This is a genomic window from Ruminococcus sp. SR1/5 (assembly GCF_000209835.1).
In the GTDB taxonomy this organism is placed as follows: domain Bacteria; phylum Bacillota; class Clostridia; order Lachnospirales; family Lachnospiraceae; genus Blautia_A; species Blautia_A fusiformis.
In genome coordinates this window covers 205631-217740 of sequence record NC_021014.1, presented here as the reverse complement: position 1 = coordinate 217740, position 12110 = coordinate 205631, and the positions used below count along the sequence as shown (strand labels likewise).

Genomic DNA, 12110 nt, shown 5'->3' with positions numbered 1-12110 from the left:
GATCTGGTTCTTACCAAACATATCTTATTCTCCATTGTAAAAATTATACATCTCTTACAATCATATATTATTTTAAAATGCTTTTTTCCGCAAGAGCTTTTAACAATTAAACAACCTTTATCTTCTTACCTAACTATCCATTTATACCGTTCTATTTTATAACTACTATATGGTAGGTGTATACCGTCAGATAAATTCCTATAAACCTCAAATATTCTTTCAAATTACAAATTAATACATTATATCATCTAATAAGTTTTACTTTCATTTTCCCACATGATCATGAGGCTTTTTCATTCAAATTGTGCGATTATATGTAAAAAGCGTAGGATTTCTCCCACGCATTTATATTATTATTTCAGCTTTTCCAATCCGATCTTCCAAAGGTGTAAATAAGGTGTAAATTCTACATTTCCATCCAAGGAACCCAATAAACTCAAGGCTTTTGCTCCGTCCCTTAAACACTGCCGTGGCATACGAAAAGTACTCGAATCATTGTTTTTTCTCCTCTCAAATTGCCTTGAAATGCCGTATTTTGCAAGGTTTTATCAGCATTTCAAGGTATCGTAGTTTTCTTCTCATTTACTACATTTTTTGCAAAAAAGTGCAAAATGAAGCAAATCATTTCCATCTGTAGTAGTTAAATCGTAGTCAGTTTAGGGGGTGCAGACTACTGCTCAAACAAATTTCCCAACTTAATTAATCTTCTAATATCTTTAAAATGCAGTGCTAAAATCTTTCTTCACTTTAATCATTTAACTGCATTACATGAACATCCATATCCAATATTATAGGAACATGCATAATAAAATACATTCAGTGATTTCTCCGTTATTTCGGATAAAAAATGCTGATACAGAAACCGGATGGAATGTGCAGATTCTAAGGTTAGTATGGATAATATCAGCAGAAATAAGGTATCTGCTGTTGGAACAGAAAAAGTTTCAAAATAAATCAAAAAATATTGATGAAGTCTACCAATCAGTGTTTTTTCGTTGTATATTGTTTTTGTCGTACAGGGTCACTTTCCTTTGTAATGTTTTGGGTCAAATTCATTATACATCAGAAAGTCCTGTACGATATTTTTTATGAAAAAGTTGTAAAGTGGTGATCATTATGAAAAAAATAGAGAAAATTGGAAAAATCCCTTCAAGTCCGTAAAGTTGTTGTATCCTCCAGTGCAATCGTTCAATCCTTTTGCAGAACGGACGAGAAATCCCTTAGAGTTCATCATGTCGAAATCTATGGGGTGGTTCCTGCATTCATGGAATGAAAAATATGCATACTTTTTTTGTTTCGTTGTCCTTAAAATATCCGCACATATCGTAATGCCCCGTCTCAAAGGTAATAAGCCTTAATCCATATTTTGCGGCATTAATTTTCATGCTATTTTTCATGTCATTTGCAAAATCTATAAATTCCTTGGAATTTTTTCCCATAGTCATCTTTTATTGTTTTTCCCTGATATTTTCTGTATAGTTCTTCCAAAACGTTTTCCTTTCATATTCTGAACTTTTGAAATGATGTCGCCATTGATAACATTTTTATTATACAGGAATGTGGCGGTAATCGCAAACACAATCCACAATACAAAATGATATTCTTTTTTCTGGATGTTTCTGTGATATACTTATGCGCGGTCGTATCAGACCGGAAAGGAAATATTATGTTACAAAAATTATATGTTTTTTCAGGAAAGAAACCGTTTTGTCAATTGCAGTGATCCTGGCGCTTCTTTCTATGTTCTGGGTCAGACCGGATAAGGCTTATTTTACTTATATCGATTTCAGGACTCTCGGGCTCCTCTTCTGTTTGATGGCAATTGTAGCTGGTTTGAAGGCTGTTGGTGTTTTTGATATACTTGCCAAAAAATTGCTTATGGGAACATCGGGAACTGTGGGTGTGATCAGGCTGTTGGTACTCTTATGTTTCTTCCTGTCAATGGTGATCACCAATGATGTGGCATTGATTACTTTTGTTCCTCTTGCACTGATCATTGTGCATAAACTGCCAAAGGAACTGGGCAATTACTGGCTTCTTAAAATTGTAGCCATGCAGACAATCGCTGCTAATCTCGGAAGCATGCTCACACCAATCGGAAATCCGCAGAACCTTTATCTATATGCCAGAGCAGGGATGTCCGCGGCAGAATTAATAACCCTGATGCTTCCCTATTCCGCCACAGCACTTATCCTTCTTCTGATATGGATACAGGTAGCCGCTGCCAAAGCACCTCACGTATGCGGTTCCGAAAAAGATAAAACTCTTTTGGGATTCTCTGACAGAAAAGAACTTAACATGGAATACCTGGCCGCTTACCTGATCTTATTTACAATCTGCCTGCTCACTGTTGCACGTATCATTCCATACCAGATTCCTCTTGTATTGGTTCTTATATATATGCTGCTAAGAAACAGGGAAAATATAAGCAGGGTGGATTACTCCCTGCTTGCCACCTTTATCGCATTATTTATTTTTATCGGCAACCTTGGAAGGATTCCGCAATTCAGCAGTTTTCTGGAAAGAATCATGGCAGGAAGGGAAACACTTACTGCTGTTCTTGCCAGTCAGATTATGAGCAATGTTCCCGCTGCGCTTCTTTTATCCGGCTTTACAGATAATTGCCGGGCTTTAATTGTCGGAACCAATATTGGAGGTCTCGGCACTCTGATTGCATCCATGGCAAGCCTGATAAGTTTCAAATATATTGCAAAAGAAAACAGGAATCTGAGAGGGAAGTATTTGGGAATATTCACAGCCTCCAATATTATATTCATGATATTCATGTTAATATTGTATTTTTTCTTAGATAAAGGTTTTCCCGGAATTACAAAAGCTATAGCAATTCTTTCTTCGCAAAAAAATTCTCCGCGGCACTCTCACATCCTGGAAGAAAAGCCGCGGAGAAATAAATATATTTTCGGTGCCAATACAAAGATCATTAATCTTTACACCACTTTACAACTTTTTCATAAAAAAATATCGTACAGGGCTTTCTGATGTATAATGAGTTTGCTCCAACAGCAGATATTTTGTTTTTTAACTTGTACTAAATCTTGACATAGGACCAGTTCCCAAAACCAGAAGTCGAACACCATTATTTTCTTTTCCGTAAATTTCAGGAATATCATCCACTTTTGGATTGACTTTATAAAAAGTATTACTTTTATCTGCACCTGTTCTCTCCTCGATCAACCCTCTCATTTTACTGATAGGCGTAATACTCTCCAGTTCTTCCTCTGAAAAACCCAGTGCAAGTCCAAGATTTGCATCTGGATCCACATCTACAGCAAATACTTTTTCCCTTCTTCTGCATACAGCCGTGCTAATACTGCAGATATCGTGGTTTTCCCTACTCCGCCTTTTCCAGTTACAGCAATTTTCATCTGTTGTCTCCTTAAATGCTTCTTACTCCACTTCCTCCAGTTCTGTTCCTTCTGGAAGAATATATCCGCAGTTATCACATACTCCATCCTCTGCAAGTATCCCGTCTTTCACAAAGGCTTCAATGCCTCCCGGTTCATGACAGCGTGGGCAATCTAATTCCTGTATCTTTTTCTGATTTCTTACATCCTGGCAATTGGAAAATTCAATTTTACCCATAGTGATTCCTCCATTTTCATTCCATATCAATTTGTCTTCGCAAAAAAGTTCCTACTATACGGGAAAAATTGCTGATATTACGAATATAGGCAAAATCTTTTCCATAGATTCTCTTTTCCACGGAGAGTTCTTCTTCATTCCCTACAAAAATACCAATTACGAAAATTCCCTGATTTCTGGCCCGACGCACCTCATATGCAGTATCTTTCACAGCTCCTTCTCCGTCATAGATCTTGGGCTGGCGGGTTCCTAGTCGTTGTATGCTCATATCACAGGGTTTTCCATCACTTAATACGATTAAAATCTTATTTTTTCCGGTCGCTCCATGAGAGAGGAACAGACTGTTTTCAGTGCAAGCCCATCTCTGTTATTGGCATACGCCCGAAATTGAAAGATTCTTTCATTTGTTTCCCTTGGATCTTCATAATCCCGAAATCTCTGAAGTACTGTATATCCCCAGAAAGCACAGTATCCTGTCACCCGATGAGGAATTCCTGCCTGGCTTAATGCTTCACTGATAATATATCCCTGTGCCGCTACCTGAGCCTGTCTGCCAGCTTGGGAACCACTGGAATCAATCAGGACATCTATTACAAACTCAGAATCTTCTGATCTCTTTTTTCTATTAAATAACTTGTCATCGTCTGTTCTTCCAATTTTCCATAACCTTTCAGGAACAAGCTGCCCTGCATCAGATCTGCTGACAAAATCATCCTTTCGGATTATAAATGCCCGTTTCAGTGACTCTGCCAACTCAGAAATATTTCTTTTGATGATCCAGTGATTATTTCCATAATAGGCTTTATTTTTTCAAACTGCAGCTGAGAAAAACGGTATTGATTATTTTTTATCACAGGGTTCTGTAAAATTCCATCTGTAAGATACAGGATACAGTTTTTGTGGATTCCTGTACAAAATTTCCGGTTGACTCTGGCCTGCTCCGATTCACTTAGATACGATTTTCCGTAATTCAGTTCCACATATTCCCGTATCCGTCGCACTGCCTGTGGATTTATATTCTCCGGGCTTTCCGGAACTTCTTCTTTTTCCGGAGAAAAATAAGATCTTTTTTCTTTTTGTTTCTGATATCCAGACTCATCATCTTTTTTTGAGATTAGAAAGATATTTTTGAATGATGTCCTCCATCTGTTCATCCGTCATGCATTCCTGCCACGCATCATTGGCCAATGCCATATCCGGTAAATTCAAAATCTTCTCCAGATTTCCATTCCTTTTTTCAAAAGAGGGATCCAGAACATGATTATAAATCTCATCTATCACGTTTATGACCTCTTCCGTATTTTCCGCATCCTTCAGAGAAAGAATCTTGTACAATGCAATCTCTGCCTGTGGATCCATTCCCTCATCGTCTGTGTTCTCCAGAACATGCCTTATATACAGAAGCCTAATCCTGTGAATCAGGTCTGTTCCAGCTTTGTCTGATACCTGCTCTTCCTCGGCCTTTTCCAATTTTCTGAACGCCTGTTCTCTGATTTCCTTTGTTCCCAAACGTTCTCGAATGATAAACCGATTCACTGCAGCATCCATGCATAATCCGGCAAGAGGCAAAAGCATATCTTCTCCAGCAGAAAAATGTAATTTTTTCATCAAATACATGCCAAGTTTCTTCTGATCAAAATATCGTGCAAAGGCACCCTGCTTCACTGCCTCATACAGAACCGTTTGTTTTGAATAAACATATTTTTCTGTATCCGGTTCAAATTCCATATCATAATCACCACTGACTGTCCAAAAAAGATTTCTGATACGATTACTGATCTCCAGACGATGTTCTTCCAGTTGTTCCGCCGGCCATCTGACATCCTCCATACAAGCTTACCCCCATATATCTTTTCCGGTCCAGGAAGATGGGATTCTGGTAGAAACCACATCTTCTACGATCTCTTTTTCAAATACATCAAAACTTTTATTTATGATCCCCATCTGGATTGCATCAATTGGAGAAAGTCCGCTTCTTGTTGCTTTTACAGCAGAAACCAATCCTCTCAGGTCAAGAGATTTTGTTGAGATTTCTCCATGATAAGCTTTGATCTGCAAATCCAGAAACAGTCCTGCAAATGCTTTCAGTGCACTTTTTTTCCCATCTGGAAAATGTTGTCTTAATACAAAAAGGACACTATCCTCATCCATTTCAGGCATATCAATTACCATAAACCTTGAAACCAATGCTTCATTTAGCTCTCTGGTACCTGCGTAACCATAATTCATCGTGCCGATAAATCGTGTTGCCGGATGAAGTAAAATTCTGTTATATCCTGGAATATCGATTCTGCGCCTATGATCCAGTGTGGCATGCAATACAGAAACCGCATCATTTTTTGCCATATTGATTTCGTCCAGGATTCCAAATCCTCCAAATTCCGCGCATTGGTAGATGGGGCCTTTCCGAAGACGAACCTCATTATTTATAAAGGTATCCGTTCCGATCAGATCGGCACTGTCTGTATTTACATGAAAAGAAATGTCGTATTCCGGTCTTCCGAATATCCATGCCAGTGTCTCGCATAGTACATTTTTTCCTGTAGCTTTCGCACCGGAAAGTAACAGGTTATCTCCCTGAAGAAGCGCTGCTATTGACATTTCCAGAATCTTTTTCCCATAAAATAGGATATCCGGTTTTTCTACTCGTTCCTTTACCTGATCCTTTACCTCATAACGCATGTGAAAATCTCTCAGTTCTCCAATCAGTTCCTGCGCTATCTTCTGGTCTTCTAAATATTTTTCTATTTCTGTCCAATGATTTCTCATGAGGATTTTCCTTTCTTTGCAATTGGTTATACCAAATCAGATAATATTTCTGTTTACTCAATCTTCAAACTTTCAATCCTCCAGCTCACAATCCTAACTTCTTTACAATTTCTCCCAGTGCACTTCTTACAGGAGAATCTTTCGGAAGCCGTATGATCGGCTTTCCATCACAGTCATACTGATATACCTGGTCATCATGTGGTACAACCCCTAACAGTTCCAGTCCCTGATTTCGGATTTCTTCCAGAGTTCCGGCATCCAATTTTCCATCTGGAACACGATTCACGATCAATCCGGTTTTCTGTGGTTTAAAGTTTAACTCCTTCATCAGCTTTGCAATACGTCCGGCCGCCTGAACACCTCTTCTTGAACAGTCACTTACAAGAATCGCAACTTCCATCATTGGCAGGATTCCTCTGCTGATATGTTCCATACCTGCTTCGTTATCAACCACAATATATGGATAATGGCTTTGCAGTTTCTGAACCTGGGTCTGCACAAGACCATTTACAAAACAATAGCAGCCCTGTCCCTGGGTTCGCCCCATTACCATCAAATCATAATCATCTTCTTCTGCAATTGCATCGGAGAGACGCATTTCCAGATAAGCCTGTTTTGTTATTCCTGTCGGAATCTGATACCGTGGATCAACTCCTGCACGTTCAATCTCTTCTCTCAGTTCTCCGAGTGTAATCTCCGGTTCAACGCCGAGCACTTCATTCAAATTCGCATTTGCATCTGCATCTACAGCTAAAACCGGATGTTTTCCATTTTCACATAAATATTGAATCAACAATCCACAAAGGGTTGTTTTCCCTACACCGCCTTTTCCTGATACAGCAATTACATGTCCCATGTTTTTCCTCCTAAAATTCTGAACAATCTGTTGACTTTTTCTTTAAATCTCATTATAGTTGTTACTATATAAATTACAATAATCAATCTGTGAGATTTGTATGGCTACTCAACACATCAGAAAAATTGTTGAGGAATCATATGATACCAAATAATACAGGAGTATATAATGTCAGAAAAACGAGAAAACAAGATCGCCGTACCCGCTATACCAGGCAAACCATAAAAGATACGTTCTTAGAATTGTTAAAGCAGAAGAGTTTTACGAAAATTACAGTTACAGAGATCTGCAAAAATGCTGAAATCAACCGTGGCACTTTTTATCTTCATTACTACGATATCCATGATGTATTATCAGATATTTTTAATGATATGACTCAGGATATGTTAACAACTGTAGATCATTTATTCTGTCTAAATCAAAAAAGCTGTTCCTATCCGTTCTGTCAGAAAATACAGATGGAATCACAATACAGGGCACTGTTTCTGGATGATGCAATTGCCCCCATTCTTCTGGAAAAATTAGCAGAAAATACAAAAGAAGGCTATGTGACCTGGCTTATGTCACACAGCCTCCTGACCTTTGAGCAGGCAGAATCGGTTTTTATTTTCAAATGAATGGCTGCCTTTCCATCAACAGACTGATGCTACGCAATCACTGTAATGACTGGAAACAGATTCAGACAACAATTGACAAATTTATCAAAGCCGGACTGGAAAGTTTTCTGATCCATGATCAGAGGGAAGAAAATGCTTCCGATAATTTTTGCAGCAAAATTTCTCCAACTGTTACCGCATCTTCTACACTCAGATAATGATCGGCATGATCCTGAAGAAATATTTTGCCAGATGCAGGAAATTCTTCATCTGCAAACCATATCTTTAAAGTTACCGGATATCTTGGCAGAACTGGAAAAACAGCACACAGATCCGCCTTTGTCTCTGTGAATTCTGCACCCAGGTTTTTACATGCTTTCTGAATTTTCTCAGGATCTTTATCCTGCAAAAGCTTTTCCAGTTTCTGCTCTGCAGTCCGGTCAAACTTGGTTCCTCGAATCATTCCATCTTTCAGGTTACCAAAAGTAATGAGCTTCTGTGAACCTTCTGTTCCATCCGCCATATCCAGATAATGCAGCAATGTCAGATAATGCCATTCGTCCATGTTTGAGTTAATACGAAACTCAGGGAGTTGAATTTCAATCGTTTCATAAAAACTCAGTACTTCAAGCACATTTCGACTGCTATGAAAAACAGCCCCACTTTTTGCAGCAAGATCCTCTCCGGAACGATTTTGCAGCCGTTTTACTGCTGCCTGCAACATTTCCTGAAATGCACGATTTTCTGTTTGATTTTTGTATTCCATAAGCTCTCCTTTGTGAACATTTATAGTATCATGTAATAATCAATGTTTATACAAGGATTTTGGTGTTCTCATAAATCTAACTTTGTCCGGATTCTCTTTTATCCATTCCTGGACAAAACTCATTACCTCAGTCATAGTTTCATAGATTTGTCTACGATCAGCATATTATACACTCCTCCGTAAGTTTCATTACTGTGTTGACTTTTCCTTTAAATTTCATTATAGTTGTAATTATATTATTTACAATCATCAAAATAATAAATATGCACAGTTTCTCAACACATTGAAAAGAACTGTTGAGAACTTGAAATGTTTTAGACAAACCAGAAATATTTTTGTCTCAAAAATGTGAAAAAAAATCATTATATCATACTATAAGGAGTTTCTTATCATGAAATATTCAACAAAATTAAGCGATACTGTTCATGTGATGGTTCTGATTGCTATCAACCAGGAAAAAATCTCTCTCCAGTGCCTCAATTGCAGAAAGTGTCCATACAAATCCCGGCTTTGTACGCCAGCTTATGTTAAAACTAAAAAAAGCCGGACTTATGACCAGTGTAGCCGGACATGCCCGTCCTTCTCTTTCAAAACCAGCAGATCAGATTACATTGCTGGATATTTATAAAGCAGTTGAAGGTGAGAAGCCGCTGCTTCATTTAGATACTCATACCAACCCTGATTGCGGCGTTGGCATTAATATTCAGTTGTCTTTACAGGAATTCTATAATGAAATCCAAAAAACTGCTGAAGAAAAAATGAATATGATTACTTTACAGGATATCATAAATACCTATTATCAGCGAACATCTATCCTCAATATCTCCCCGGTTAGCCATCACGGTTAAATTTTCATCCCGATTTACGGAAAGTGTTCCTACTACATCCGGTTCACCTTCCTTATGACCGGATTCAGGTTTCCCATAAATACTTCCTGCACAGCCGGATCAGGATTATCAAATCTTGCATCTATGGCTATCTGCATTTCTCTGCGTACCTCTTCTGGTGTTGTGTTGTACTTTTCTGCAATCTTTTCATTTATTATGAGTGTAGACATGCACAGTTTACGCTTTCATCTCGGTAATTGATTGCCGAGGATTCCTGCTTTTTATCCTAAAAAATTATACGGGACAGACTTTTTCTTCTCTTATCCAGAATATACGTCTGTCCAGAGCGGCGAAAATGTTAAAGCAGCCTGATCGTTCTGTTACTGCTGTCATGGAAGAGATCGGTTATTCCAACATTACGCATTTTTATAAAATTTTTGAGAAAAAGTTCCATATGACACCAGCGGAATACCGAAATACTTTATAAGTCCTGTATGTGTCTTATCTGTATACAATAGAAAAGAAAAAGCCTTATAATATTACTGCAAATAATATGTCCCTCAAATATGATTTTTAGATTGACTGTTCCTTAAGGGGCTATATCATTTACGACAAATATTATAAGGCTTTATATATTTTTACAGTTTCATAGCACTGCGGATGCAGTTCTCAATATATTCTTCTCCCAAATCTGTATTCAGGCTGAGATCAAAGTTTCCGGCTGCACCCCACATACGGCGGGTGTAATAACGGTAGTTATCTGCACGGAGTTTTTCATTTTTCTGAACCGTAGCTTTGGCTTCTCCCTCGGAGATATTCTGTCTCTGTGCCACTCTTCTAATTCTGCTCACAAGAGGCGCTGAAAAAATACTTTCAGACAGTTTCCGGAATTTCTGAGAACGTAATCTGCACAACGGCCTACTATCACGCAGTTGCCTTTTTTCGCAAGATTACGTACAACCTGACATTCTGCCTCGAAAATCTTATCCTTCGGTGCTTCATCCTGCATATCCGCATTCAGATACATCTGATTAACCAGATCATAGATGAGACTGTTTGTCATGATCTCTTCGTTTTTCTTGATAAATTCCGGTGTGTATCCGGTGGTTCCTGCTGTCATCTGGATAATCTCCGCATCATAAAAATCATATCCCAACTTTTCTGCAAGAATCTTGCCAATATCGTGGCCGCCACTTCCAAACTGTCTTCCAATGGCGATAACATTTTTTCCATAGGTTCCTGCTGTCTGTTCTTTTGCTTCGTTCTCGTTTTCTGCAGATACGCTTTCCAGGAAAATCATATCTTTCAGGAATACAAGTTTCTTACCGATGAGTCTGGCGATAAAGCCTACCAGAAGGGCAGCAATAACGGTACCTTCTCTTACACCAGCCAGTCTTCCTGCAAATACGAAAGAAAGTACAGCAGCGATCACTGACATGGATACATCAAAACAGATCTTGGTTGTTCCGAAATTTGTTTTCCATGTAAGAACAATAGCACGGACAAAAGATTCTCCCGGAAGCATGACAACGTCTGCCAAGACCTCCATATATACACCTACGCCAAGAATCAGACATCCGATGAGAAGATATACAATCTTCATGATGTACGCTTCCGGATTGACCCAGGAAAAAAGAATCATGGTAAGATCAATAAAATATCCAAATATGATGGATACCGGAATCTGAAGGATGTGCTCCAATTTAAAGTTCTTTCTCAGGATGATCAACTGCAGTACGATCAGAAAGATACTGAAAAAGATGGTAAAATTTCCAAGTGTAAATGGAAAATTAAGACTTAATACGTAAGGAATTGATGAAATCGGGGATGTTCCTAGGTTTGCCTTTGTGATCAGACTGACTCCCAGGGAGTTTACAAACAATCCCACCAGAAATATTAAATATCGTTTTCGTTTCTCCATTTTTTATTTCCCCCTCATTTCATATCTGCAAGATTTCGATAGATCCGGCAAAAAATATCCATAAACAACTTCTGCTCTTCTTCGGAAATACCATTTAATGCAGTTTTTTCTATCTTCTTAAAAGCCTCCTCCACAAGCTTCTGATTTTTCTTTCCGGATTCTGTCATAAAAATATGAAAAGTACGACGGTTTCCATTGAGCATTTTTCTTTCGATCAGACCTTTTTCTTCCATACGGTTCAAAATGGACGTTAAAGATCCTGCCTCGATGAGGCATCCTGCCGCAATCTCTTTCTGGCTGGCACCATCGTGATCTTTCAGGTAATCCAATACTTTGGGCTGTCCCAAGGTAAGGCCTGTGTCTGCCAGCTGTTCCATTAGTTTTTTCTGGACAGTCATATGGTTTATCATAGACAGGTAGTGAAATGAATCATCCATTTATTATTTAGCTCCTTCTTTTATCATATAAATAGTTATAATTCAAACATTTAGAATTATAACTATATTCGTGGTGTATGTCAATAACTTTTTCACCACTATTTTCCTCTTCTATTTGTTTGCAAAAAGAGCCATAAGATTTTCTTTTCAAAATCTTACAGCTCTTCTATCATGTTGCATCCCAAACATCATCTATATTTACATGTAATATCTGCACAAAATCCCATGGGTTATTTTCGGGTTATTTTCTAACCGCCTATGCCTTCCAGACCTTGATTTTACTGGCTTTTTGAAGAATCTTTCAAAGAGTGCCGTGGCAGATGAAAAATATTTTT

General features: G+C 38.2%; 14 protein-coding genes and 2 pseudogenes. 4 read left to right on the top strand and 12 right to left on the bottom strand.

From position 1 onward, the window contains the following. Positions 1-1262: 1262 nt before the first annotated feature. Entirely contained in the window at positions 1263-1445 is a 183-nt protein-coding gene (locus CK1_RS01105) for a hypothetical protein (RefSeq protein WP_015524510.1), read from the bottom strand. 187 nt (positions 1446-1632) lie between these two features. Between CK1_RS01105 and CK1_RS01100 the strand changes: the two genes are divergently transcribed. Next, on the top strand, positions 1633-3000 hold the full coding sequence (locus CK1_RS01100) for an SLC13 family permease (protein ID WP_015524509.1): 1368 nt from the start codon (positions 1633-1635) through the stop codon (positions 2998-3000). A 69-nt stretch (positions 3001-3069) separates the two neighbouring features. Here CK1_RS01100 and CK1_RS01095 read toward each other — a convergent pair. The 7 genes and pseudogenes from CK1_RS01095 to CK1_RS01065 form a co-directional block, all read right to left on the bottom strand. Further along, positions 3070-3386, bottom strand: a pseudogene (locus CK1_RS01095) (nucleotide-binding protein); the annotation flags it as partial. A 22-nt stretch (positions 3387-3408) separates the two neighbouring features. After that, entirely contained in the window at positions 3409-3603 is a 195-nt protein-coding gene (locus CK1_RS01090; RefSeq protein ID WP_015524507.1) for a hypothetical protein, read from the bottom strand. Between the two features lie 16 nt (positions 3604-3619). Beyond that, the gene (locus CK1_RS01085; protein ID WP_306288667.1) at positions 3620-3871 is read right to left on the bottom strand and encodes a vWA domain-containing protein; all 252 of its coding nucleotides are present in this window, start codon (positions 3869-3871) and stop codon (positions 3620-3622) included. Positions 3872-3900: 29 nt separating this feature from the next. Next, entirely contained in the window at positions 3901-4356 is a 456-nt protein-coding gene (locus CK1_RS01080) for a cobaltochelatase CobT-related protein (protein ID WP_306288666.1), read from the bottom strand. Between the two features lie 345 nt (positions 4357-4701). Then, positions 4702-5433 carry a hypothetical protein gene (locus CK1_RS01075; RefSeq protein ID WP_015524505.1) on the bottom strand — a complete coding sequence of 244 codons (732 nt, stop codon included), beginning with the start codon at positions 5431-5433 and terminating at the stop codon, positions 4702-4704. A 6-nt stretch (positions 5434-5439) separates the two neighbouring features. After that, entirely contained in the window at positions 5440-6372 is a 933-nt protein-coding gene (locus tag CK1_RS01070) for an AAA family ATPase (protein WP_015524504.1), read from the bottom strand. Positions 6373-6457: 85 nt separating this feature from the next. Continuing rightward, positions 6458-7228: an ATP-binding protein gene (locus CK1_RS01065; RefSeq protein ID WP_015524503.1), complete on the bottom strand. Its 771-nt coding sequence runs from the start codon at positions 7226-7228 to the stop codon at positions 6458-6460. Between the two features lie 140 nt (positions 7229-7368). On the opposite strand from CK1_RS01065, the gene CK1_RS01060 reads away from it, so the two are divergent. After that, positions 7369-7845 (top strand): TetR/AcrR family transcriptional regulator, encoded by a 477-nt coding sequence (locus tag CK1_RS01060; protein ID WP_015524502.1) that lies wholly within the window; start codon positions 7369-7371, stop codon positions 7843-7845. Between the two features lie 118 nt (positions 7846-7963). On the opposite strand, the gene CK1_RS01055 is transcribed toward CK1_RS01060, so the two are convergent. Next, positions 7964-8590, bottom strand: a complete 627-nt coding sequence (locus CK1_RS01055) for a DUF3786 domain-containing protein (RefSeq protein WP_015524501.1) — start codon at positions 8588-8590, stop codon at positions 7964-7966. Between the two features lie 440 nt (positions 8591-9030). Between CK1_RS01055 and CK1_RS01050 the strand changes: the two genes are divergently transcribed. Continuing rightward, entirely contained in the window at positions 9031-9438 is a 408-nt protein-coding gene (locus CK1_RS01050; protein WP_353611094.1) for an Rrf2 family transcriptional regulator, read from the top strand. Positions 9439-9470: 32 nt separating this feature from the next. On the opposite strand, the gene CK1_RS01045 is transcribed toward CK1_RS01050, so the two are convergent. Next, positions 9471-9647, bottom strand: coding sequence for a sporulation initiation factor Spo0A C-terminal domain-containing protein (locus CK1_RS01045; RefSeq protein WP_015524499.1), 177 nt, complete (start codon positions 9645-9647; stop codon positions 9471-9473). A gap of 17 nt (positions 9648-9664) precedes the next feature. On the opposite strand from CK1_RS01045, the gene CK1_RS17750 reads away from it, so the two are divergent. Then, complete coding sequence (locus CK1_RS17750) at positions 9665-9904, top strand: helix-turn-helix transcriptional regulator (RefSeq protein ID WP_110102405.1); 240 nt, start codon at positions 9665-9667, stop codon at positions 9902-9904. A 151-nt stretch (positions 9905-10055) separates the two neighbouring features. On the opposite strand, the pseudogene CK1_RS01040 reads toward CK1_RS17750, so the two are convergent. Then, positions 10056-11338, bottom strand: a pseudogene (locus CK1_RS01040) (DUF6198 family protein). 14 nt (positions 11339-11352) lie between these two features. Next, positions 11353-11775, bottom strand: coding sequence for a MarR family winged helix-turn-helix transcriptional regulator (locus tag CK1_RS01035; RefSeq protein WP_015524496.1), 423 nt, complete (start codon positions 11773-11775; stop codon positions 11353-11355). Positions 11776-12110: the final 335 nt, after the last annotated feature.

Coding starts and splice junctions, on each gene's coding strand:
- CK1_RS01060 (WP_015524502.1), top strand. CDS start 7,369: ATGATACCAAATAATACAGGAGTATATAATGTCAGAAAAACGAGAAAA.
- CK1_RS01045 (WP_015524499.1), bottom strand. CDS start 9,647: ATGTCTACACTCATAATAAATGAAAAGATTGCAGAAAAGTACAACACA.
- CK1_RS01100 (WP_015524509.1), top strand. CDS start 1,633: ATGCGCGGTCGTATCAGACCGGAAAGGAAATATTATGTTACAAAAATT.
- CK1_RS01035 (WP_015524496.1), bottom strand. CDS start 11,775: ATGGATGATTCATTTCACTACCTGTCTATGATAAACCATATGACTGTC.
- CK1_RS01070 (WP_015524504.1), bottom strand. CDS start 6,372: ATGAGAAATCATTGGACAGAAATAGAAAAATATTTAGAAGACCAGAAG.
- CK1_RS01065 (WP_015524503.1), bottom strand. CDS start 7,228: ATGGGACATGTAATTGCTGTATCAGGAAAAGGCGGTGTAGGGAAAACA.
- CK1_RS01090 (WP_015524507.1), bottom strand. CDS start 3,603: ATGGGTAAAATTGAATTTTCCAATTGCCAGGATGTAAGAAATCAGAAA.
- CK1_RS01105 (WP_015524510.1), bottom strand. CDS start 1,445: ATGACTATGGGAAAAAATTCCAAGGAATTTATAGATTTTGCAAATGAC.
- CK1_RS01055 (WP_015524501.1), bottom strand. CDS start 8,590: ATGGAATACAAAAATCAAACAGAAAATCGTGCATTTCAGGAAATGTTG.
- CK1_RS01075 (WP_015524505.1), bottom strand. CDS start 5,433: ATGGAGGATGTCAGATGGCCGGCGGAACAACTGGAAGAACATCGTCTG.
- CK1_RS01085 (WP_306288667.1), bottom strand. CDS start 3,871: ATGAGCATACAACGACTAGGAACCCGCCAGCCCAAGATCTATGACGGA.